This window comes from Pseudomonas silesiensis, assembly GCF_001661075.1.
Lineage (GTDB): Bacteria > Pseudomonadota > Gammaproteobacteria > Pseudomonadales > Pseudomonadaceae > Aquipseudomonas > Aquipseudomonas silesiensis.
In genome coordinates this window covers 6,292,972-6,314,422 of the sequence record NZ_CP014870.1, presented here as the reverse complement: position 1 = coordinate 6,314,422, position 21,451 = coordinate 6,292,972, and the positions used below count along the sequence as shown (strand labels likewise).

Here is a 21,451-nt window from a genome sequence, read left to right as displayed (position 1 = left end):
CTGCGGCCATCCGCGCCGCAGGCAACACCAAAATTTTTCTGGAGTTAAGTTTCCATGGCCAAGATCGCCCCGCAATTACCTATCGAAGTCGACAGCGAGACCGGTGTCTGGACTTCCGACGCCCTGCCGATGCTGTACGTACCGCGCCATTTCTTCGTCAACAACCACATGGGCATCGAGGAAGTGCTGGGCGCCGACGCCTACGCCGAGATCCTCTACAAGGCCGGCTACAAGTCCGCCTGGCACTGGTGTGAAAAAGAAGCCGAGTGCCACGGCCTGGAAGGCGTCGCGGTGTTCGAACACTACATGAAGCGCCTGTCGCAACGTGGCTGGGGCCTGTTCAAGATCCAGGACATCGATCTCGACAAAGGCACCGCCAGCGTCAAGCTCGAGCACTCCGCATTTGTCTATGTGTACGGCAAGGTCGGGCGCAAGGTCGACTACATGTTCACTGGCTGGTTTGCCGGTGCCATGGACCAGATTCTGCAAGCCCGCGGCAGCAAGATCCGCACCGTTGCCGAACAAGTCTACGGTGGCTCCGAAGAAGGCCACGACGACGGTTTGTTCACCGTCAAGCCGTTGTAAGTCGAGGATCCCGCCATGGCTTTCGAAGCAATGTTCCAACCGATCCAGATCGGCAAACTGACCATCCGCAACCGCGTGCTCAGCACCGCGCACGCCGAGGTCTACGCGACCGACGGCGGGATGACCACCGACCGGTACATCAAGTATTACGAAGAGAAAGCCAAGGGCGGGATCGGCCTGGCGATTTGCGGTGGTTCCTCCGTGGTGGCGATCGACAGCCCGCAGGAATGGTGGAGTTCGGTGAACCTCTCCACCGACCGCATCATTCCGCACTTCCAGAATCTCGCCGACGCCATGCACAAGCACGGCGCCAAGATCATGATCCAGATTACCCACATGGGCCGTCGCTCGCGTTGGGACGGCTTTAACTGGCCGACGCTGATGTCGCCGTCGGGCGTGCGCGAGCCGGTGCACCGTGCCACCTGCAAAACCATCGAGCCGGAAGAAATCTGGCGGGTGATCGGCAACTACGCGCAGGCCGCACGTCGGGCCAAGGCCGGGGGGCTGGATGGCGTCGAACTGTCCGCTGTGCACCAGCACATGATCGACCAGTTCTGGAGCCCGCGCGTCAACAAGCGTACCGATGAATGGGGCGGCAGTTTCGAAAATCGCATGCGGTTCGGCCTGGAAGTGCTCAAGGCCGTACGCGCCGAAGTCGGGCCGGATTTCTGCGTCGGCATCCGTCTGTGCGGTGACGAATTCCACCCGGACGGCTTGTCCCATGAGGACATGAAACAGATCGCCAAGTATTACGACGACACCGGCATGCTGGACTTCATCGGCGTCGTGGGGTCGGGTTGCGACACCCACAACACCCTGGCCAACGTGATCCCGAACATGAGTTATCCACCGGAGCCATTCCTGCACCTGGCGGCCGGTATCAAGGAAGTGGTCAAGGCGCCGGTGTTGCACGCGCAGAACATCAAGGACCCGAACCAGGCGACCCGTATCCTGGAGGGCGGTTACGTCGACATGGTCGGCATGACCCGTGCCCACATCGCCGACCCGCACCTGATCGCCAAGATCAAGATGGGTCAGATCGACCAGATCAAGCAATGCGTCGGCGCCAACTACTGCATCGACCGGCAATACCAAGGCCTGGATGTGTTGTGCATCCAGAACGCCGCGACATCCCGCGAGTACATGGGCCTGCCGCACATCATCGAAAAAACCACGGGCGTCAAACGCAAAGTCGTGGTGGTCGGTGCCGGCCCTGCGGGGATGGAAGCCGCTCGTGTGGCCGCCGAACGAGGCCACGACGTGACCTTGTTCGAGAAAAAGGAATTCATCGGCGGGCAGATCACCACCGCGTCGAAAGCCCCGCAACGGGACCAGATCGCCGGTATCACGCGCTGGTACCAGCTGGAACTGGCGAGGTTGAAAGTCGACCTGCGCCTGGGCGTGGCGGCCGATGCGCCGACCATTCTCGACCTGCGTCCGGACGTGGTGGTGCTCGCCGTTGGCGGTCATTCCTACCTGGAGCAGAACGAGCACTGGGGCGCGGCCGAAGGCCTGGTGGTCAGCAGCTGGGACATCCTCGATGGCAAGGTGGCGCCGGGCAAGAACGTGCTGGTCTATGACACCATTTGCGAGTTCACCGGCATGTCGGCGGCCGACTTCCTGGCCGACAAAGGCAGCCAGGTCGAGATCGTCACCGACGACATCAAGCCCGGCGTGGCGATTGGCGGCACATCGTTCCCGACGTACTACCGCAGCATGTACCCGAAAGAAGTGATCATGACCGGCGACATGATGCTGGAGAAGGTCTACCGCGAAGGCGACAAGCTGATCGCGGTACTGGAAAACGAATACACCGGCGCCAAAGAGGAGCGGGTGGTGGACCAGGTGGTCGTGGAAAACGGCGTGCGTCCGGACGAAGAGATCTACTACGCGATGAAGGAAGGTTCACGCAACAAGGGCCAGATCGACGTCGAAGCCTTGTTTGCGATCAAGCCGCAACCTTCGTTGAGCCAACCGGGCGACGGCTACTTGCTATTCCGCATTGGCGACTGCGTGGCGCAGCGGAACATTCACGCCGCCATCTATGACGCACTGCGGCTGTGCAAGGATTTCTAAGAGCTTGTGGATAACCCTGTAGGAACGAGCGGGCGGCGTTCCGACTTGCCCGCGAAGGCGTCCTGACATTCAACATTTATGTCGGCTGATCCATCGCCTTCGCGGGCAAGCCTCGCTCCTACAGGGCATCGGGCAAGGCATCCAGGTAGTTTGGCCTGCAAGACCGTGCGGTCTTTGGGAGCTCCACCATGTTGAACACCCTTCTTCCAATCCTGTTGTTCGCTGCCCTGGGCCTGGCTGTCCTGGGCGCGTTGCGGCGGGTGGCCATGTGGCGCCGGGGCCGGGCGTCGAAAGTCGACCTGATCGGCGGCCTGTTCGCCATGCCCAAGCGCTACATGGTCGACTTGCACCATGTTGTCGCGCGGGACAAATACATCGCCAATACCCACGTCGCCACGGCAGGCGGCGCGGTGGCGTCCATCGTACTGGCGATTCTGGTTCACGGTTTTGGCCTGCATAACCGCATCCTCGGTTATGCGCTGCTGTTGATGACGGCCGTGATGTTCGTCGGTGCGATTTTTGTCTACCTGCGTCGCCGCAACCCACCGGCCCGCTTGTCCAAAGGCCCGTGGATGCGCCTGCCGAAAAGCCTCTTGGCGTTCTCGGTCAGCTTCTTCCTGTTGACCCTGCCGGTCGCCGGTATCCTTCCGGAAAACTTCGGCGGCTGGGTAGTGGCGGCGATCCTCGGTGTCGGTGTGCTGTGGGGCGTCTCGGAACTATTCTTCGGCATGACCTGGGGCGGGCCGATGAAGCACGCCTTCGCTGGCGCATTGCACCTGGCCTGGCACCGTCGCGCCGAGCGTTTTGGCGGGGGTCGTTCCACCGGTTTGAAGCCGCTGGATCTGAATGACCCGAACGCGCCGCTGGGCGTGGAAAAACCCAAGGATTTCACCTGGAACCAATTGCTCGGCTTCGACGCCTGTGTGCAGTGCGGTAAATGCGAAGCCGCGTGCCCGGCATTCGCCGCCGGCCAGCCGCTGAACCCGAAAAAACTGATCCAGGACATGGTGGTCGGCCTGGCCGGTGGCACCGATGCCAAGTTCGCCGGCAGCCCTTATCCAGGCAAACCCATCGGCGAGCACGCCGGTAACCCGCATCAACCGATCGTCAACGGTCTGGTGGACGCCGAAACCCTGTGGTCCTGCACCACCTGCCGCGCCTGCGTCGAGGAGTGCCCGATGATGATCGAGCACGTCGATGCCATCGTCGACATGCGCCGCCATCTGACCCTGGAAAAAGGCGCGACCCCGAACAAGGGCGCCGAAGTCCTGGAGAACCTGATCGCCACCGACAACCCTGGCGGCTTCGCCCCGGGCGGGCGGATGAACTGGGCGGCGGACTTGAACCTGGACCTGCTCAGCGAGAAGAAGTCGGTCGACGTGCTGTTCTGGGTCGGCGACGGCGCCTTCGACATGCGCAACCAGCGCACCTTGCGCGCCTTCGTCAAAGTGCTGAAAGCGGCCAAGGTCGACTTCGCGGTACTGGGGCTCGAAGAGCGCGACAGCGGTGACGTGGCCCGACGCCTGGGCGACGAAGCGACCTTCCAGCTGTTGGCCAAACGCAACATCCAGACCTTGGCCAAATACAGCTTCAACCGCATCGTCACCTGCGACCCGCACAGCTTCCACGTGCTGAAAAACGAGTACGGCGCCTTCGACGGCAACTACCTCGTGCAGCACCACAGCACCTATATGGCGGAAATCATCGGCGCTGGCGCCCTGAACCTCGGCCAGCACAAAGGCAGCAGCGTGACGTATCACGACCCGTGCTACCTCGGTCGCTACAACGGCGAATACGAGGCACCGCGTGAAGTGCTGCGCGCCCTCGGGATTGAAGTGAAAGAGATGCAACGCTCCGGTTTCCGCTCCCGCTGCTGCGGCGGTGGTGGCGGCGCGCCGATCACCGACATTCCGGGCAAGCAACGGATCCCCGACATGCGCATGGAAGACATCCGCGAAACCGGCGCCGAACTGGTGGCCGTGGGTTGTCCACAATGCACCGCGATGCTCGAAGGCGTGGTCGAACCCCGTCCGCTGATCAAGGACATCGCCGAATTGGTCGCGGACGCTTTGCTCGAAGACGCTGCCCCGAGCAAACCCAATGCGCCGGCCAAACGTGAAGAACCTGCGGAGGCCCACTGATGAGCGACATTATCCGCCGTGATCCACGCGCCGAATGGATCGCCCGCAACCGTCTGCATCCGCTGCATGCGGCGATGCAACCGGTGCAACACAGCTGGATGGGACCTAATGGCGTCATCCGCAAGAACCCCCATGGCATCGGTTTCATCGGTCCCAACGGCATCAAGCGCATCGACCGCAGCGGCGCCCAGCAGGGCGGAGCGAGTAAACGCTCGGCCGCGGTTGAAGTGCAATTGCCGTTGCATCAGGTGCCTGCACCGGCGTTCTACATCAGCGTGGTGCCGGACATGGTCGGTGGCCGCTTGAGCAGCCACGACCGCGACCTGCTCGGCCTGGCGCATCAACTGGCCGGCAAGGACGGCGCGGTGTTGGCCGTGGTCTTCGGTGAACACAAGGAAAATGCCTTCGCCACCGCGGGCGTCGATCGCTTGCTGGTGCTCGATGGCGAAGAGTTCAGCGGTTATGCACCGGAACAACGGGTGCAGGGCCTGCGGGCTGTGGATAACCAGTTCAGCCCGCGTCACTGGCTGCTGCCTGACAGCCGCACCGGTGGCGGCGAATTGGGTCGACGCTTTGCGGCCGCACTGGGCGAACGCCCGGCGACGCGGGTCTGGCAGGTCAAGGATGAGGCGTGCATCGGTCGTGCCGGTGCCGGTCTGCAGGATTTGGCACGCCCGGTGGCGCGCTTGATTCTGGCTGCCGTCGAATGCGCCGAACCGGTCAGCGAAACCCGTCACGAGGCGTTGCCGGTGGAGTTATCCACAACCGTGGCTCGCAGCCTGTCGCGTATTGAAGATTTGGGCGCGGTGGCGGTGGATCCGGCGGCGATTCCGATGGCAGAAGCGGAGTTCATCTTCTCCGGTGGTAACGGGGTCAAGGACTGGGCACTTTTCCACAGTACCGCCGAAGCGTTGGGCGCGACCGAAGGCGCCTCTCGAGTGGCGGTGGACGATGGCTTCATGGCCCGCGACCGTCAGGTCGGTGCGTCCGGCACCTGGGTCACCGCTCGGGTCTACGTGGCCGTGGGGATTTCCGGGGCGATCCAGCATCTGCAAGGCATCGGTGCCTGCGACAAGGTGGTGGCGATCAACCTCGACCCGGGTTGCGACATGATCAAACGGGCCGACCTGTCGGTGATCGGCGAGAGCGCCGAGATACTTCAAGCCTTGATCGCGGCGGTAGAGGCTTACCGCAACGAAGCCAAGCGCGATGCGGCTTAAGGGAAGGAAAGGGTTATGAGCACGAAAATCATCAGCCTGGTGTCCATCGGCGCCCACCCGACCTCCGGCCGGCCACGTCGCGCGGAGCAGGATGCGCGGGCGGTGGAACTGGGGTTGCAACTGGCTGGGGATAACCTGCAAGTGCTGCATGCCGGCGACGTTGCGGAACCGGCGTTGCGGGCTTATCTGGGCATGGGCCTGGAACAGCTGCATGTGCTGGAACAACCGGTCGGCGCCGATGCGCTGCCCGCTTTGACCGCCTATTTGCGTGACGCCGGCGCGCAGGTCGTATTGACCGGCAGCCAGGCGGAAACCGGCGAAGGCTCGGGCATGCTGCCGTTCCTGCTGGCCGAAAGTCTTGGCTGGCCGCTGGTAGTGGGGCTGGCCCAGGTTGAATCCATCGACGGCAGCTCGGCCTTGGTGCTGCAAGCCTTGCCTCGGGGGCAGCGCCGTCGGTTGAAAGTGCGCTTGCCGTTTCTCGCGACTGTGGATAACGCCGCGCCGAAGGCTCGGCAGAGCGCCTACGGCCCGGCTCGGCGGGGAGTGCTGCAGGCGGATGAAGTTGAAGTGGTCGATGACGAGTTGCTGGCTGTTGCGACGCTGCAACCGGCCAAGCCACGGCCCAAGCGCTTGAAGGTGATCAAGGCCAAGAGCGGCGCGGACCGGATGAAGGCGGCCACGGCCAAGGCCAGTGGCGGCGGTGGTCAGGTGCTCAAAGGCGTCACGGCGCAAGCAGGCGCCGAAGCCATTCTCAAATTGCTGATCGAAGAAGGCGTGGTCCGCTAAAACAAATCCACCGCTAGTCCATTGTGGGAGCGGGCTTGCTCCGGGCGGCGTTCCGACGAATGCAGTGAGTCAGTCGACATTTGATTGCCTGACACGCCGCGTTCGTCGGAACGCCGCCCGGAGCAAGCCCGCTCCCACAGGATGTTTGGTCACCGACATTTATGGGGAAACAATGACAGTTGAGTTTCGTTCGGCAGTGCGTGCGGACGCGCGGGAAATTGCGCGTTTGTTTCAAATCACATCGGAGGGGGCTGCGGATTACATCTGGAGTCAACTGGCACAGCCCGGCCAGGATCTGCTGGACGTCGGCGCCACCCGATATGCCCGTGACGACGTAGACTTCTCCTGGCAGAACTGCCTTATCGCACAGGCGAATGACGAGGTCATTGGCATGATGCACAGCTATGTGATGCGTCACGATCCGCTGGCAGAGCCGACAACCGACCCGGTGCTGGCGCCCTACGCGACGATGGAAATCCCCGACACCCTCTACATTTCCAGCCTGGCTTTGCATGAAGGCTGGCGCAACCAGGGCTTGGGCAAGCAATTCCTTGCCTATGCTTACGACCGCGCCAACCAGTTGGGCCTCAACGGCTTGAGCCTGATCGACTACGCCGCAAACACCGGCGCCCGCCGGTTTTACGAGCGCAATGGCTTCCGCATCGTCGACACCTGTCAGATCACGCCGCACCCGATGATTCGGGTCACGGGTGAGGCGTATCTGATGTACCGTCCGTAGCCGTTACCCACAACCCTGTAGGAGCTGGCTTGCCAGCGAAGGCGGCGTAACAGTCAAAATAGATGTTGAATGTTACGGCCTCTTCGCTGGCAAGCCAGCTCCTACAGGGTTTATCATTTACCCACAATCCCTGTTAGCGCTTCTGTGGATAACATGTTCGCCCCTCGCTGCACCCCATGTAAAACAAGCCCTGCAAGCCTTCGTACAAAAAACAACCAGCCTAACTCACGGTTTTCTCGAGCTTTTTCCAGAGGATAAGTTTACTGGCGGACCCATACTTGCCCCCAATCTCTGTTGGCGCTTCTGTGGATAAGATGTTTGCTGTCGGCTGCAGGCCATATAAAACGGGCCTATCAGGGGTCTGGTTAAAAAACAGTCAAATCAGCGTATTATTGTGGAATACCTTCCTAAAACCCCGATTTATCGCGGGTTTCCGTGGTTTTCCACAGAGCGGCCATAGTTGCCCCCAAAGTCTGTTGGCGCTTCTGTGGATAAGGTGTTCGCCATCCTCTGGGGGCCAGGTAAAACGTGGCTTACAAGCTTTAGATCAAAAAATAGCCAATTGTCGCCAGGAACCCTGATTCCGGATAAGTCACGGATTTTCTTCGCATTTTGTGAATAAAATTTCCACCGATTGCACACTTGTCCCCATTAGCTGTGGGTGGAGTTGTGGATAACTTGTTCGCCAAACCCTGCAAGCCACGTTCCGCATAGGCCTGAACGCAATAGATCAGATTTCATACAGTTATAAGGCATGTGTTGACTTCAGCCGGTCACCTGTTCGCTCACGCGGCACAAGGACAGCCGTCAATAATCCACATCGGTTCAGGGAGCGCGCGCGATGGATAACCTCAACCTACCCGGATCGGGTGTTGAATGATTATGTGAAGGTGCGGTGGGTGGGGGGTGAGCGTTTTGAGGAGTTTATTGGAGAGGATGGGTCGGTGCGGTGGTCTTCAAGCTGATGAGGTGAATGTGAGGGCCCCATCGCGAGCAAGCTCGCTCCCACAGTGATTGATGTTGTTCGCAGTATTTTTGAACACCACCAATCCCCTGTGGGAGCGGGCTTGCCCGCGATGCTTTTGCTGTTAGCCCTGAACCGGGACGCCTTTGAGGTAAGGCGCAGGCTCAGCCCCAAGATTGTTCAACAACCGCTCGCTATACCAGTCCACAAAGTTCACCACACCGAACTCATAGGTCTTGGAATAAGGCCCGGGCTGGTACGCCGTGGAGTTGATCCCGCGCTGGTTCTCTTCGGCCAGGCGACGGTCCTGGTCGTTGGTCGCATCCCAGACCTGGCGCATGCGCTCCACGTCGTAGTCCACGCCTTCGACCGCGTCCTTGTGCACGACCCACTTGGTGGTGACCATGGTTTCCTGGGCGCTGATCGGCCACACCGTGAAGACGATGATGTGGTCGCCCATGCAGTGGTTCCAGGAGTGCGGCAGGTGCAGGATACGCATCGAGCCCAGGTCCGGGTTCTTGATGCGACCCATGAGTTTGGCGCAACCCTGCTTGCCGTCCAAGGTCATCGACACGGTGCCCTTGAGCAGCGGCATGCGCACGATACGGTTACGCAGGCCGAAGCTGGCGTGGGCGTAAGGAATTTTTTCGGCTTCCCAGGCGGCGGCGGAGGCGGCGACGTGGTCCTTGAACGCCTGGTCGGCCCGCGGGTCGGTGACGTCGTCCCATTCCAGCAGGGTTTTCAGCAGTTCCGGGTGCGAGGCGTTGCAGTGGTAGCACTCGCGGTTGTTCTCCAGCACCAGCTTCCAGTTGGCCTTTTCCATCAAGGTGGTGGTAATCGCCACCTTGGTGTTCTCCATGTCGTACGGTTCCATGTAATGGTTCAACGTCGCCAGGAAGTCATCGATGGCTGGCGGGTTCTCCGACAGGCTGATGAAGATATAGCCGCCGGCGGTCTTCACGTTCACCGGTTTGAGGCCGTATTGCTTCATGTCGAAGTCGGCGCCCATTTCGGTGCCGGCGAACAGCAGGCGACCGTCCAGCTCGTAAGTCCACTGGTGGTAGTGGCAGACCAGCTTGGCGACCTTGCCTTTTTCACTGGTGCACAGCCGCGAACCACGGTGACGACAGACGTTGTGGAACGCATGCACCACACCTTCGGCGCCGCGGATCACGATGATCGGGTTCTTGCCGATCTGCAGGGTCAGGTAGTTGCCCTTGGTCGGGATCTCGCAGGTCATGCCGGCGATCAACCATTCTTTCTGGAAGATTTCCTGCATGTCGATATCAAACAGCCGCTCGTCAGAGTAAAACGGCTGCGGCAGCGAGAAAGTGCGCTCGCGCTCTTGCAGCATCTGCGCGGTGGCCTTGCGTGCGGGTTCCAGCGGATCGCCCAGGCTGATTTTTGCGGTGACGTCCATCGTTTTGATCCTCATGGCCATTCTGTGTGGCCGGCGAATAGTGGCTGATACGGTTGCTACGCAAGACACAAACAGCATTTATCTGTTGTGGCGAGTGTGGGGCCGGCGCTGCCGGGAACCTTATCCATGGGCGACATGGCCCAATCTGTTCCCGACGCGCAACCCCCGGTAGTTGGGGGCTGGTCGCGATAAGTATGTGAATGTCGCAGATAGGTAAATGGGTGGTTCGCGGTATACGCAGAATCGCCAACATAAGGCCGACCATCGGCGGTGGAGAACAGCATGTCCAACAGCTTCCTGAATCCGGTAACCACCCAGACCTGGGCCAATGGCCGACATATCGTCCGTTGCGTCAAAGTCATCCAGGAAACCTGGGATGTGCGCACCTTCTGCTTCATGGCCGACCAGCCGATCCTGTTCTTTTTCAAGCCCGGGCAGTTTGTCACCCTGGAGCTGGAAATCGAAGGCGTGCCGATCATGCGCTCCTACACCATTTCCAGCTCGCCGTCGGTGCCGTACAGCTTTTCGGTGACCATCAAGCGCGTGCCGGGCGGCAAGGTTTCCAACTGGTTGCACGACACCCTGCACGAAGGCCAGGAATTGGCGGTGCACGGACCGGTCGGGCTGTTCAACGCCATGGACTTCACCGCGCCGAAAGTGCTGTACCTCAGCGGCGGCGTTGGCATCACGCCGGTCATGTCCATGGCGCGCTGGTTCTACGACACCAACGGCAACGTCGACATGGTGTTTATCCACAGCGCCCGTTCGCCCAAAGACATCATTTACCACCGCGAGCTGGAACACATGGCGTCGCGGATCGACAACTTCAGCCTGCACCTGATCTGCGAGAAGCATGGCCTGGGTGAACCATGGGCCGGTTATCGCGGTTACCTGAACCAGAAGATGCTCGAGTTGATGGCGCCGGACTTCATGGAGCGCGAAGTGTTCTGCTGCGGCCCGACGCCGTACATGAATGCGGTGAAGCGCATGCTGGAAATGATCGGCTTCGACATGTCGCGTTATCACGAGGAATCTTTCGGCGCCACGCCACCGGAAGCCCGCGCCGATGCGGTGGAGCAAGCCGAAATTGCCGCAGACGCACCGGACATCGACGTGGCGGACCTGCATCAGGTGGAGTTCACGGCGTCCGGCAAGAGCATTCGTGTTGCACCGGGGGAAACCGTTCACGCCGCTGCCGCCAAGTTGGGCCTGTTGATTCCGAAAGCGTGCGGGATGGGGATCTGCGGGACGTGCAAGGTGTTGAAACTGGGTGGCGAGGTCGACATGGACCACAACGGCGGGATCACCGAGGAAGACGAAGCCGAGGGGTTCATCCTGTCGTGCTGCAGCGTGCCGAAGGGCGATGTGCGGATCGAGTTTTGATCAACACTGCGAAACCTGTGGGAGCGAGCTTGCTCGCGATAGCGGTAGGTCAGCCAACATAGATGTTGAATGTACCGCCGTCATCGCGAGCAAGCTCGCTCCCACAGGTTCAGCGGTGTCATGACTGACCGTTTTTCAATCGATAAACAAGTCGGGCATCAGCTTGTCGTTGGTGCCGGGCTCGAAGCGGTAGTGATCAAATTCGGTCACGCCATGCTCACGCAGAATCTCCTCATCAATCAGCAAGCGCCCCGTAATGCTGCGCTCGCTGCTGTCCAGAATCACGTGCGCAGCATCCGCCATGATCGCCGGCGTACGCGCATGCTTGAACGACTCCCGGGAACCCAGCTGAAACTCGATGGCGGCGGTGGCGATCATGGTCTGCGGCCACAGCGAGTTGACGCTGATGCCGTAGTGCTTGAATTCCTCGCTCATGCCGACGGTCAGCATGCTCATGCCGTATTTGGTCACGGTGTAGGGGCTGTACTGGGCGAACCATTTGCTCGCCAGGTTCAGTGGCGGCGACAGGTTGAGGATATGGCCGCTGCTCTTTTTCAGGTAGGGCAGGGCAGCCTGGCTGCATAGCAGTACGGCGCGGGTGTTGATCTGGTGCATCAGGTCGAAGCGCTTGAGTTCGATGTGTTGCACGCCGGTCAGCTTGATCGCCCCGGCGTTGTTGACCAGCGCATCGATGCCACCGAAATGCTCGTTGGCCCTGGCCAGTGCTTCATGTACCGCGACCTCGTCACGCACATCCACCTGCAAGGCCAGCGCTTTACCGCCAGCGGCTTCGACTTCCTTCGCCACGCTGAAAATCGTGCCCGGCAACTTGGGGTGCGGCTCGGCGCTTTTGGCCGCAATCACAATATTGGCCCCGTCCCGTGCGGCCCGCAGCGCAATCTCGCGCCCGATGCCGCGGCTGGCGCCGGTAATGAACAGGGTTTTTCCTTGTAATGACATGCATGCGCTCCTGAGTGTTATCGGCTCGCCAGTCAATGTAGACGAAGTCTGCTGGCTGAACGCATGCATGTTTGTAATGAGGATTGTCGGAGCTGGCTTGTCGGCTCGCCGCACCGCAGCGAAAGGTCTTGAGCCTTGCAGGGCCCTTGAAGACGCCTTCGCCGGCAAGCCGGCTCCCACAGGGTTTGGCGTTTCCACAACCATCGGTACACAGGGTGTGTGTCGTGAACGAGGGTTAGCGGGCCATCACTTCACGAATATCCGTCGCCAGTTCCCGCACACGCTCTTCTTCGGTGTCCCACGAGCACATGAAGCGGGCGCCGCCGTTGCCGATGAAGGTGTAGAAGCGCCAGCCCTTGGCGGTCAATGCGGCGATCGCCGGTTCCGAGAGTTGCAGGAATACGCCGTTGGCCTGCACCGGGAACATCAGTTCCACTCCCGGAATGTCGCTGACCAGTTCCGCCAACAATTGGGCGCAGTGGTTGGCGTGGCGGGCGTAGTTTAGCCAGGCGTCGTTTTCCAGGATCCCGACCCACGGGGCGGACAGGAAGCGCATTTTGGAAGCCAGCTGGCCTGCCTGTTTGCAGCGGTAGTCAAAGTCTTCGGCCAGTTTGTGATTGAAGAACAGGATGGCCTCGCCGACCGCCATGCCGTTTTTCGTACCGCCAAAGCACAACACGTCGACACCGGCCTTCCAGGTCAGGTCGGCGGGTGAGCAGCCAAGGAATGCGCAGGCATTGGAGAAGCGCGCGCCGTCCATGTGCAGGTTCAGGCCCAGTTCCTTACAGGTGACGCTGATGGCGCGGATTTCTTCGGGGGTGTAGACGCTGCCGACTTCAGTGGCCTGGGTCAGGGTCACGACGCGCGGTTTCGGGTAGTGAATGTCCTGGCGCTTGAGGGCGATTTCGCGGATCGATTCCGGGGTCAGCTTGCCGTTTTCGGTGCGGGCGACGAGCAATTTGGAACCGTTGGAAAAGAACTCCGGCGCGCCGCATTCGTCGGTTTCGACGTGGGCGGTTTCCGAGCAGATCACGCTGTGGTAACTCTGGCACAGCGACGACAGGGCCAGGGAGTTGGCGGCGGTGCCGTTGAAGGCGAAAAACACTTCGCAGTCGGTTTCGAACAGTTTGCGGAATTGATCAGCCGCGCGGGCGGTCCATTCATCGTCGCCATACGCGCGCTGGTGGCCGTGGTTGGCCTGTTCCATGGCCGCCCAGGCTTCAGGGCAGATACCGGAATAGTTGTCGCTGGCGAATTGTTGGCTCTTGTCGGTCATGGCCGGCTTCCGTGATCGAGACTCTTATGGTGAAGAGCATCGTGGTCAATGATGGTGCGCACTCTACCGAAGGTCGTCCGGGGAGCGCACGGGATCTTTCTGTCAGAAAAATACAGGGCAATTATGCACATGACTCAACGGGACGGTGCACTGGATCTGCTGAAGTGGCTGGCACTATTGAGCATGGTGCTCGATCATCTGCGATATATCGGTTATTCCGTCGATATCCTGTATGTGCCGGGGCGCCTGGCGTTCCCGTGGTTCTGTCTGGCGATGGCGGCCAATCTGTCGCGCGCCCGAAGCGTCACGACCGACGGCCATTGGCGGTATCTGGGGTGGTTGTTGCTGTTTAGCGCCGTCAGTGAAATGCCCTACAGAATGTTCATTCCTGACCCCGACACCTTCAATGTGCTGCCCACGCTGGCCCTGGGCCTGTTGGTGGCGCGGGGCTGGCAGCAACCGCTGCTGCAATCGCGACTGCTGGCGGCCGCTGCGTTGGTGTTGGCGGCACTGTTCCCGGAGCGACTGATGTTCGGTTTTTTCGGGGTGTTGTTGCCGTTGGTGACGTTGCTGGTGATCAGGCGGCCCTGGTATTTCAACCTGTTACCGGGATTGATCTGCCTGGCGGCCAATCAATGGGAGGTGCTGTATTACTCGGCCCGGTTCGGCAACCGCGCAGCCATCCTCGGCATCGCCGTTTGTCTGATCGCGCCATTGCTGGGGATGGTCTTGTTGCGACATGCCGGGCATTTCAAGCTGCCGCCGATGCGGCGCTGGGCGTATGCCTTATATCCACTGCATTTCTTACTGCTGCTACTCATCCGCAAGCTCGCCGCATAACCCTGTGGGAGCGGGCTTGCCCGCGATGGCGGCATCACATCCAGCAATGATGGCGGCTGACCCACCGCTATCGCGAGCAAGCCCGCTCCCACAGGGTTCTCTGTTGATTTGGAGATCGTGTTCGACTTGCCATTTCAGGCCATGTCGTAAACGCACCTTTGCGTGGCGTCCGTAGGCATTTGGCCTGTCTGCGCCGGTCATACCATCGCATTCAAAGGGCACTGCCGAAACGCCAGTGCCTCACCGAGACGAATGGCGCACCACCGCCGCTGGGAGAGACGCGATGTTCAGCAAGCAAGACCAGATCAAAGGCTACGACGATGCACTGCTGGCGGCGATGAATGCCGAGGAACAACGCCAGGAAGATCACATCGAGCTGATCGCGTCAGAGAACTACACCAGCAAACGCGTCATGGAAGCGCAAGGCAGTGGCCTGACCAACAAATACGCCGAAGGCTATCCGGGCAAGCGCTACTACGGTGGCTGCGAGCACGTCGATAAAGTCGAAGCGCTGGCCATCGAACGCGCCAAGCAACTGTTCGGTGCCGACTACGCCAACGTGCAACCGCACTCCGGTTCCTCGGCCAACAGCGCCGTTTACCTGGCCCTGCTGCAAGCCGGCGACACCATTCTGGGCATGAGCCTGGCCCACGGCGGTCACTTGACCCACGGCGCCAAAGTGTCGTCCTCGGGCAAGCTGTACAACGCCGTGCAGTACGGCATCGACACCAAGACCGGCCTGATCGACTACGACGAAGTCGAGCGCCTGGCCGTTGAGTGCAAGCCGAAGATGATCGTTGCCGGCTTCTCTGCCTACTCCAAGACTCTGGATTTCCCACGCTTCCGTCAGATCGCCGACAAGGTCGGTGCCCTGCTGTTCGTCGACATGGCTCACGTCGCCGGTCTGGTCGCTGCAGGTCTGTACCCGAATCCGCTGCCATACGCCGATGTGGTCACTACCACTACCCACAAGACCCTGCGCGGTCCGCGTGGCGGCCTGATCCTGTGCAAGTCCAACGAAGAAATCGAGAAGAAGCTCAACGCGGCAGTCTTCCCGGGTGCCCAGGGCGGCCCGCTGATGCACGTGATCGCTGGTAAAGCGGTCTGCTTCAAGGAAGCGCTGGAGCCAGGTTTCAAGGCCTATCAGCAACAAGTGATCGACAACGCCCAGGCCATGGCCGGCGTATTTATCAAACGCGGCTACGATGTAGTGTCCGGCGGTACCGATAACCACCTGTTCCTGGTCAGCCTGATCCGTCAGGGCCTCACCGGCAAAGAGGCGGACGCAGCACTCGGTCGCGCCCACATCACCGTGAACAAGAACGCTGTCCCGAACGATCCACAGTCGCCGTTCGTCACCTCCGGCCTGCGTATCGGCACCCCGGCGGTAACCACCCGCGGCTTCAAGGTGACCCAGTGCGTGGAACTGGCCGGCTGGATCTGCGACATCCTCGACAACCTCGGCGACGCCGATGTCGAAGCGAATGTCGCCCAGCAAGTGTCGGCACTGTGCGCGGACTTCCCGGTTTATCGCTGAGCGCGGTTTTGGAGTAAATGACTATGCAACGCTACTCAGGCTTCGGCCTCTTCAAACACTCCCTCAGCCACCACGAAAACTGGCAGCGGATGTGGCGCACGCCGACCCCGAAAAAGGTCTATGACGTGGTCATCGTCGGCGGTGGCGGGCATGGTCTGGCGACCGCCTACTACCTGGCAAAAGAGCATGGCATCACCAACGTGGCCGTGGTCGAGAAAGGCTGGCTGGGCGGCGGTAACACCGCGCGCAACACCACCATCGTTCGCTCCAACTACCTGTGGGACGAGTCGGCGCACCTGTACGAACACGCAATGAAATTGTGGGAAGGCCTGTCCCAGGACCTGAACTACAACGTGATGTTCTCCCAGCGCGGCGTCTACAACCTGTGCCACACCCTGCAGGACATCCGTGATTCCGAGCGTCGGGTCAGCGCCAACCGCCTCAACGGCGTGGACGGCGAGCTGCTCGATGCCAAGCAAGTGGCCGACGAGATTCCGTATCTCGACTGCTCGAAGAACACCCGCTACCCGGTGATGGGCGCCACCGTCCAGCGTCGCGGCGGCGTGGCCCGTCACGATGCCGTGGCCTGGGGTTTTGCCCGTGCCGCTGACGCCTTGGGCGTGGACCTGATCCAGCAGACCGAAGTGATCGGCTTCCGCAAGGAAAACGGCGTGTGCATCGGCGTTGAAACCAACAAGGGCTTCATCGGCGGCAAGCGCGTCGGCGTGGTCACCGCCGGTAATTCCGGGCACATGGCCAAGCTCGCCGGTTTCCGCCTGCCGATCGAATCCCACCCGCTGCAAGCGCTGGTGTCCGAGCCGATCAAGCCGATTATCGACAGCGTGATCATGTCCAACGCCGTACACGGTTACATCAGCCAGTCCGACAAGGGCGACCTGGTGATCGGCGCCGGTATCGACGGCTACAACGGCTATGGCCAGCGGGGTTCGTACCCGGTGATCGAGCACACCGTCCAGGCCATCGTCGAAATGTTCCCGGTGCTGTCGCGCGTACGCATGAACCGTCAGTGGGGCGGCATCGTCGACACCACGCCGGATGCGTGCCCGATCATCTCCAAGACGCCGGTACCGAACATGTTCTTCAACTGCGGTTGGGGCACCGGTGGCTTCAAGGCCACACCTGGCTCGGGCAACGTATTTGCCGCAAGCCTGGCCAAGGGTGAAATGCACCCGTTGGCCGCACCTTTCTCCATCGACCGTTTCCACAACGGTGCGTTGATCGACGAACACGGCGCTGCAGCAGTCGCCCACTAACAGGAGAAATCCCTATGTTGCATATCTTCTGTCCTCACTGTGGCGAACTGCGCTCCGAAGAGGAATTCCACGCATCCGGCCAGGCGCATATCCCGCGTCCACTGGATCCGAATAGCTGCACCGACGAGGAGTGGGGCGACTACATGTTCTTCCGCGATAACCCTCGCGGTCTGCACCACGAACTGTGGGATCACGTCGCCGGCTGCCGTCAGTATTTCAACGTGACGCGCGACACCGTGACCTACGAGATTCTCGAAACCTACAAGATCGGCACCAAGCCACAATTCACCGACAAGACCGACAGCCCGAAAGCGGCCGCCACGGCTCTGGGAGAGAAGGTATGAGCCAGATCAATCGCCTGTCCAACGGCGGACGGATCGACCGCAACAAAGTGCTGAGCTTCACGTTCAACGGCCAGAGCTACAAAGGCTTTGAAGGCGACTCCCTGGCGGCCGCCCTGATCGCCAACGGTGTGGACATCATCGGTCGCAGCTTCAAGTATTCGCGTCCGCGCGGCATCTTCGCCGCCGGTGCCGAAGAGCCGAACGCGGTGCTGCAGATCGGCGCCACCGAAGCCACCCAGATTCCAAACGTGCGCGCCACGCAACAGGCGCTGTACCAAGGCCTGGTCGCCACCAGCACCAACGGCTGGCCAAGCGTGAACAACGATATGATGGGGATTCTCGGCAAGGTCGGCGGCAAGCTGATGCCGCCGGGCTTCTACTACAAAACCTTCATGTACCCGCAATCGTTCTGGATGACCTACGAGAAGTACATTCGTAAGGCCGCAGGTTTAGGCCGTTCGCCGACCGAGAACGATCCGGACACCTACGACTACATGAACCAGCACTGCGACGTGCTGATCGTCGGCGCTGGCCCTGCGGGTCTGGCGGCTGCACTGGCGGCTGCCCGCAGCGGTGCGCGTGTGATCCTGGCCGATGAGCAGGAAGAGTTCGGCGGCAGCCTGCTCGATTCCCGTGAAAGCCTCGACGGCAAGCCTGCTATCGAGTGGGTCGCCAGCGTCATCGACGAATTGAAAAATACCCCGGACGTGCTGCTGTTGCCGCGCGCCACGGTCAACGGTTACCACGACCACAACTTCCTGACCATTCACGAGCGCCTGACCGATCACCTCGGCGACCGCGCACCGATTGGCCAGGTGCGTCAGCGCATCCACCGGGTTCGCGCCAAGCGTGTGGTGCTGGCGACCGGCACTCACGAGCGTCCACTGGTTTACGGCAACAACGACGTGCCGGGCAACATGCTCGCCGGCGCGGTGTCGACTTACGTGCGCCGTTACGGCGTGGCGCCAGGCAAAAAACTGGTGCTGTCGACCAACAACGACCACGCCTACCGCGTTGCCCTGGACTGGCTCGACGCCAGCCTGCAAGTGGTGGCCATCGCCGACGCTCGCAGCAATCCGCGCGGTGCGCTGGTTGAAGAAGCGCGCGCCAAAGGCATCCGCATCCTGACCGGCAGCGCCGTGATCGAGGCCCGCGGCAGCAAGCGCGTGACCGCTGCCCGCGTTGCCGCGATCGACGTCAAGGCGCACGCCGTGACCAGCCCGGGTGAATGGCTCGAATGCGACCTGGTCGCCAGCTCCGGCGGTTACAGCCCGGTGGTTCACCTGGCCTCGCACTTGGGCGGCAAGCCGATCTGGCGCGACGATATCCTCGGTTTCGTACCGGGCGAAGCACCGCAGAAACGCGTATGTGTCGGTGGCATCAACGGCGTCTACGGTCTCGGCGATTCCCTGGCCGATGGTTTCGAAGGTGGCGCCCGCGCGGCCAGCGAAGCCGGCTTCAGTGGGGTCGAAGGCACCTTGCCCAAAGCCCTGAGCCGTGTCGAAGAACCGACGCTGGCGCTGTTCCAGGTGCCTCACGAAAAGAACTCTGCACGAGCGCCGAAGCAATTCGTCGACTTCCAGAACGACGTCACCGCTGGCGGCATCGAACTGGCGACCCGCGAAGGCTTCGAATCGGTCGAGCACGTCAAACGCTACACCGCACTGGGCTTCGGTACCGACCAGGGCAAGCTGGGCAACGTCAACGGCCTGGCCATCGCCGCCCGTTCGCTGAACGTGACCATCCCGCAGATGGGCACCACCATGTTCCGTCCGAACTACACGCCGGTGACCTTCGGCGCCGTGGCCGGTCGTCACTGTGGGCACATCTTCGAGCCGGTACGCTTCACTGCGCTGCATCACTGGCACGTGAAGAATGGCGCCGAGTTCGAAGACGTCGGTCAGTGGAAACGTCCATGGTACTTCCCGAAAAACGGTGAAGACCTGCACGCCGCGGTCAAGCGCGAATGCAAAGCCGTGCGCGACAGCGTCGGCCTGCTGGACGCTTCGACCCTGGGCAAGATCGACATCCAGGGCCCGGACTCCCGCGAGTTTCTCAACCGCATCTACACCAATGCCTGGACCAAGCTCGACGTGGGCAAGGCCCGCTACGGCCTGATGTGCAAAGAAGACGGCATGGTGTTCGACGACGGCGTGACTGCATGCCTGGCCGACAACCATTTCGTGATGACCACCACCACCGGCGGCGCTGCGCGCGTGCTGCAATGGCTGGAAATCTACCACCAGACCGAATGGCCAGACTTGAAGGTGTACTTCACGTCCGTGACGGACCACTGGGCAACCATGACCCTGTCCGGCCCGAACAGCCGCAAGCTGCTGGGCGAAGTCACCGACATCGATATCAGCAACGAAGCCTTCCCGTTCATGACCTGGAAAGAAGGCCTGGTCGGCGGTGTGCCGGCGCGGGTATTCCGGATTTCGTTTACCGGTGAGCTGTCGTACGAAGTCAACGTGCAAGCCGACTACGCCATGGGCGTGCTGGAAAAAATTGTCGATGCTGGCAAGAAGTACAACCTGACCCCGTACGGCACCGAAACCATGCACGTGCTGCGGGCCGAGAAGGGCTTCATCATCGTCGGTCAGGACACTGACAGCTCGATGACCCCGGACGACCTGAACATGGGCTGGTGTGTCGGTCGCACCAAACCGTTCTCGTGGATTGGCTGGCGTGGCATGAACCGCGAAGACTGCGTGCGTGATCAGCGCAAGCAGCTGGTGGGCCTGAAGCCGATCGATCCGACCAAATGGCTGCCAGAGGGTGCGCAGTTGGTGTTCAACACCAAGCAAACCATCCCGATGACCATGGTTGGTCACGTGACTTCCAGTTACCTGCACAACTCCCTCGGCTATTCGTTTGCCATGGGTGTGGTCAAGGGCGGCTTGAAGCGCATCGGTGAGCGCGTGTTCGCACCGCTGGCCGACGGCAGCGTGATCGAGGCGGAAATCGTTTCTTCGGTGTTCTTCGATCCGAAAGGCGATCGCCAGAACGTGTAACACCACAGCTCCCGTAGGAGCGAGGCTTGCCCGCGAAGAACGATAACGCGGTCCCTCAGATAAACCGCGTCGCTGCCTTCGCGGGCGAGCCTCGCTCCTACGGTGTGTCGTACGAATTCAGGAAAGGTGTTTTATGACCGCAGCCAATGTGTACCAACAACGCCCAACCACCGGGGCCAAGGCCGAGTCGTCGCTGCATCATGCCGACCTCGCCAGCCTGGTGGGCAAGGGCCGTAAAAGCGCCGGCGTGATCGTGCGCGAGAAAAAACTGCTCGGCCACCTGACCATTCGTGGCGATGGCCACGATGCAGCCTTCGCCGCTGGCGTGCAAAAAGCGCTGGGCATCGAATTGCCAGGCGCGCTGACCGTCATCGTCAAAGGCGAAACCAGCCTGCAATGGATGGGGCCGGATGAATGGTTGCTGATCGTCCCGAGCGGCGAAGAATTCGCTGCCGAGCAAAAACTGCGTAAAGCGCTGGGCGATCTGCATATCGCCATCGTCAACGTCAGCGGCGGCCAGCAGCTTCTCGAACTGAGCGGCCCGAACGTGCGCCAGGTGCTGATGAAATCCACCAGCTACGACGTGCACCCCAACAGCTTTCCGGTCGGCAAGGCAGTGGGCACGGTGTTTGCCAAATCGCAACTGATGATCCGCCACACCGCCGAAGACACCTGGGAACTGCTGATCCGTCGCAGCTTCTCGGATTACTGGTGGTTGTGGTTGCAGGATGCGTCCGCTGAATTCGGGCTTAGCGTCCAGGCCTGACCGCCGCCTCCCTGTAGGAGCGAGCTTGCTCGCGATGGAGTTGAAGGCGACGCGTTATTCCAGGAAGTACGCGTTATCGTTGACGTCCATCGCGAGCAAGCTCGCTCCTACAGGGGAGGCAGTTTC

Annotated in this window: 16 protein-coding genes; 13 read left to right on the top strand and 3 right to left on the bottom strand. The window is 61.1% G+C overall.

Translation table 11 applies throughout. From position 1 onward, the window contains the following. The first annotated feature begins 54 nt into the window (after positions 1 to 54). From PMA3_RS28020 to PMA3_RS27995, 6 genes are all read left to right on the top strand, one after another. On the top strand, positions 55 to 585 hold the full coding sequence (locus PMA3_RS28020; RefSeq protein WP_008033249.1) for a DUF5943 domain-containing protein: 531 nt from the start codon (positions 55 to 57) through the stop codon (positions 583 to 585). A 15-nt stretch (positions 586 to 600) separates the two neighbouring features. Beyond that, positions 601 to 2,661, top strand: a complete 2,061-nt coding sequence (dgcA, locus tag PMA3_RS28015; RefSeq protein ID WP_064680175.1) for a dimethylglycine demethylation protein DgcA — start codon at positions 601 to 603, stop codon at positions 2,659 to 2,661. A 188-nt stretch (positions 2,662 to 2,849) separates the two neighbouring features. Next, positions 2,850 to 4,802, top strand: a complete 1,953-nt coding sequence (dgcB, locus tag PMA3_RS28010) for a dimethylglycine demethylation protein DgcB (protein WP_064680174.1) — start codon at positions 2,850 to 2,852, stop codon at positions 4,800 to 4,802. Then, positions 4,802 to 6,022, top strand: coding sequence for an electron transfer flavoprotein subunit alpha (etfA, locus tag PMA3_RS28005; protein WP_064680173.1), 1,221 nt, complete (start codon positions 4,802 to 4,804; stop codon positions 6,020 to 6,022). Before dgcB ends, etfA begins: the two co-directional genes overlap by 1 nt. Before the next feature lie 15 nt (positions 6,023 to 6,037). After that, positions 6,038 to 6,808 carry an electron transfer flavoprotein subunit beta gene (etfB, locus tag PMA3_RS28000; RefSeq protein ID WP_064680172.1) on the top strand — a complete coding sequence of 257 codons (771 nt, stop codon included), beginning with the start codon at positions 6,038 to 6,040 and terminating at the stop codon, positions 6,806 to 6,808. A gap of 172 nt (positions 6,809 to 6,980) precedes the next feature. Further along, positions 6,981 to 7,547 (top strand): GNAT family N-acetyltransferase, encoded by a 567-nt coding sequence (locus tag PMA3_RS27995; RefSeq protein WP_064680171.1) that lies wholly within the window; start codon positions 6,981 to 6,983, stop codon positions 7,545 to 7,547. Between the two features lie 1,088 nt (positions 7,548 to 8,635). Here PMA3_RS27995 and gbcA read toward each other — a convergent pair. Beyond that, positions 8,636 to 9,931 carry a glycine-betaine demethylase subunit GbcA gene (gbcA, locus tag PMA3_RS27990; protein ID WP_064680170.1) on the bottom strand — a complete coding sequence of 432 codons (1,296 nt, stop codon included), beginning with the start codon at positions 9,929 to 9,931 and terminating at the stop codon, positions 8,636 to 8,638. Positions 9,932 to 10,213: 282 nt separating this feature from the next. Here gbcA and gbcB point away from each other — a divergent pair, with 282 nt between their 5' ends. Continuing rightward, positions 10,214 to 11,314 (top strand): glycine-betaine demethylase subunit GbcB, encoded by a 1,101-nt coding sequence (gene gbcB, locus PMA3_RS27985; protein ID WP_064680169.1) that lies wholly within the window; start codon positions 10,214 to 10,216, stop codon positions 11,312 to 11,314. 135 nt (positions 11,315 to 11,449) lie between these two features. Here the strand turns inward: gbcB and PMA3_RS27980 are convergent, their stop codons facing one another. Further along, on the bottom strand, positions 11,450 to 12,274 hold the full coding sequence (locus tag PMA3_RS27980; RefSeq protein ID WP_064680168.1) for an SDR family oxidoreductase: 825 nt from the start codon (positions 12,272 to 12,274) through the stop codon (positions 11,450 to 11,452). Positions 12,275 to 12,509: 235 nt separating this feature from the next. After that, positions 12,510 to 13,550, bottom strand: a complete 1,041-nt coding sequence (locus PMA3_RS27975) for a threonine aldolase family protein (protein WP_064680167.1) — start codon at positions 13,548 to 13,550, stop codon at positions 12,510 to 12,512. 123 nt (positions 13,551 to 13,673) lie between these two features. Here PMA3_RS27975 and PMA3_RS27970 point away from each other — a divergent pair, with 123 nt between their 5' ends. From PMA3_RS27970 to PMA3_RS27945, 6 genes are all read left to right on the top strand, one after another. Then, positions 13,674 to 14,390 (top strand): TraX family protein, encoded by a 717-nt coding sequence (locus PMA3_RS27970; protein WP_064680166.1) that lies wholly within the window; start codon positions 13,674 to 13,676, stop codon positions 14,388 to 14,390. 283 nt (positions 14,391 to 14,673) lie between these two features. Next, positions 14,674 to 15,927: a serine hydroxymethyltransferase gene (gene glyA, locus PMA3_RS27965; RefSeq protein WP_064680165.1), complete on the top strand. Its 1,254-nt coding sequence runs from the start codon at positions 14,674 to 14,676 to the stop codon at positions 15,925 to 15,927. Between the two features lie 23 nt (positions 15,928 to 15,950). Next, entirely contained in the window at positions 15,951 to 17,201 is a 1,251-nt protein-coding gene (locus PMA3_RS27960) for a sarcosine oxidase subunit beta family protein (protein WP_064680164.1), read from the top strand. A gap of 14 nt (positions 17,202 to 17,215) precedes the next feature. Next, on the top strand, positions 17,216 to 17,545 hold the full coding sequence (locus tag PMA3_RS27955) for a sarcosine oxidase subunit delta (RefSeq protein ID WP_007907563.1): 330 nt from the start codon (positions 17,216 to 17,218) through the stop codon (positions 17,543 to 17,545). Further along, positions 17,542 to 20,559, top strand: coding sequence for a sarcosine oxidase subunit alpha (locus tag PMA3_RS27950; protein WP_064680163.1), 3,018 nt, complete (start codon positions 17,542 to 17,544; stop codon positions 20,557 to 20,559). The genes PMA3_RS27955 and PMA3_RS27950 overlap by 4 nt, the downstream gene beginning before the upstream one ends. Before the next feature lie 133 nt (positions 20,560 to 20,692). Further along, complete coding sequence (locus PMA3_RS27945) at positions 20,693 to 21,325, top strand: sarcosine oxidase subunit gamma (protein ID WP_064680162.1); 633 nt, start codon at positions 20,693 to 20,695, stop codon at positions 21,323 to 21,325. The last annotated feature ends 126 nt before the right edge of the window (positions 21,326 to 21,451 follow it).

Bases quoted from the DNA above. Each gene is read 5' to 3' on its own strand.
- PMA3_RS27980 (WP_064680168.1), bottom strand. From the start codon at position 12,274: ATGTCATTACAAGGAAAAACCCTGTTCATTACCGGCGCCAGCCGCGGC.
- gbcB (WP_064680169.1), top strand. From the start codon at position 10,214: ATGTCCAACAGCTTCCTGAATCCGGTAACCACCCAGACCTGGGCCAAT.
- PMA3_RS27955 (WP_007907563.1), top strand. From the start codon at position 17,216: ATGTTGCATATCTTCTGTCCTCACTGTGGCGAACTGCGCTCCGAAGAG.
- etfB (WP_064680172.1), top strand. From the start codon at position 6,038: ATGAGCACGAAAATCATCAGCCTGGTGTCCATCGGCGCCCACCCGACC.
- PMA3_RS27995 (WP_064680171.1), top strand. From the start codon at position 6,981: ATGACAGTTGAGTTTCGTTCGGCAGTGCGTGCGGACGCGCGGGAAATT.
- PMA3_RS27945 (WP_064680162.1), top strand. From the start codon at position 20,693: ATGACCGCAGCCAATGTGTACCAACAACGCCCAACCACCGGGGCCAAG.
- PMA3_RS27950 (WP_064680163.1), top strand. From the start codon at position 17,542: ATGAGCCAGATCAATCGCCTGTCCAACGGCGGACGGATCGACCGCAAC.
- dgcA (WP_064680175.1), top strand. From the start codon at position 601: ATGGCTTTCGAAGCAATGTTCCAACCGATCCAGATCGGCAAACTGACC.
- dgcB (WP_064680174.1), top strand. From the start codon at position 2,850: ATGTTGAACACCCTTCTTCCAATCCTGTTGTTCGCTGCCCTGGGCCTG.
- gbcA (WP_064680170.1), bottom strand. From the start codon at position 9,931: ATGGACGTCACCGCAAAAATCAGCCTGGGCGATCCGCTGGAACCCGCA.
- PMA3_RS27960 (WP_064680164.1), top strand. From the start codon at position 15,951: ATGCAACGCTACTCAGGCTTCGGCCTCTTCAAACACTCCCTCAGCCAC.
- PMA3_RS27975 (WP_064680167.1), bottom strand. From the start codon at position 13,550: ATGACCGACAAGAGCCAACAATTCGCCAGCGACAACTATTCCGGTATC.
- PMA3_RS27970 (WP_064680166.1), top strand. From the start codon at position 13,674: ATGCACATGACTCAACGGGACGGTGCACTGGATCTGCTGAAGTGGCTG.
- PMA3_RS28020 (WP_008033249.1), top strand. From the start codon at position 55: ATGGCCAAGATCGCCCCGCAATTACCTATCGAAGTCGACAGCGAGACC.
- etfA (WP_064680173.1), top strand. From the start codon at position 4,802: ATGAGCGACATTATCCGCCGTGATCCACGCGCCGAATGGATCGCCCGC.
- glyA (WP_064680165.1), top strand. From the start codon at position 14,674: ATGTTCAGCAAGCAAGACCAGATCAAAGGCTACGACGATGCACTGCTG.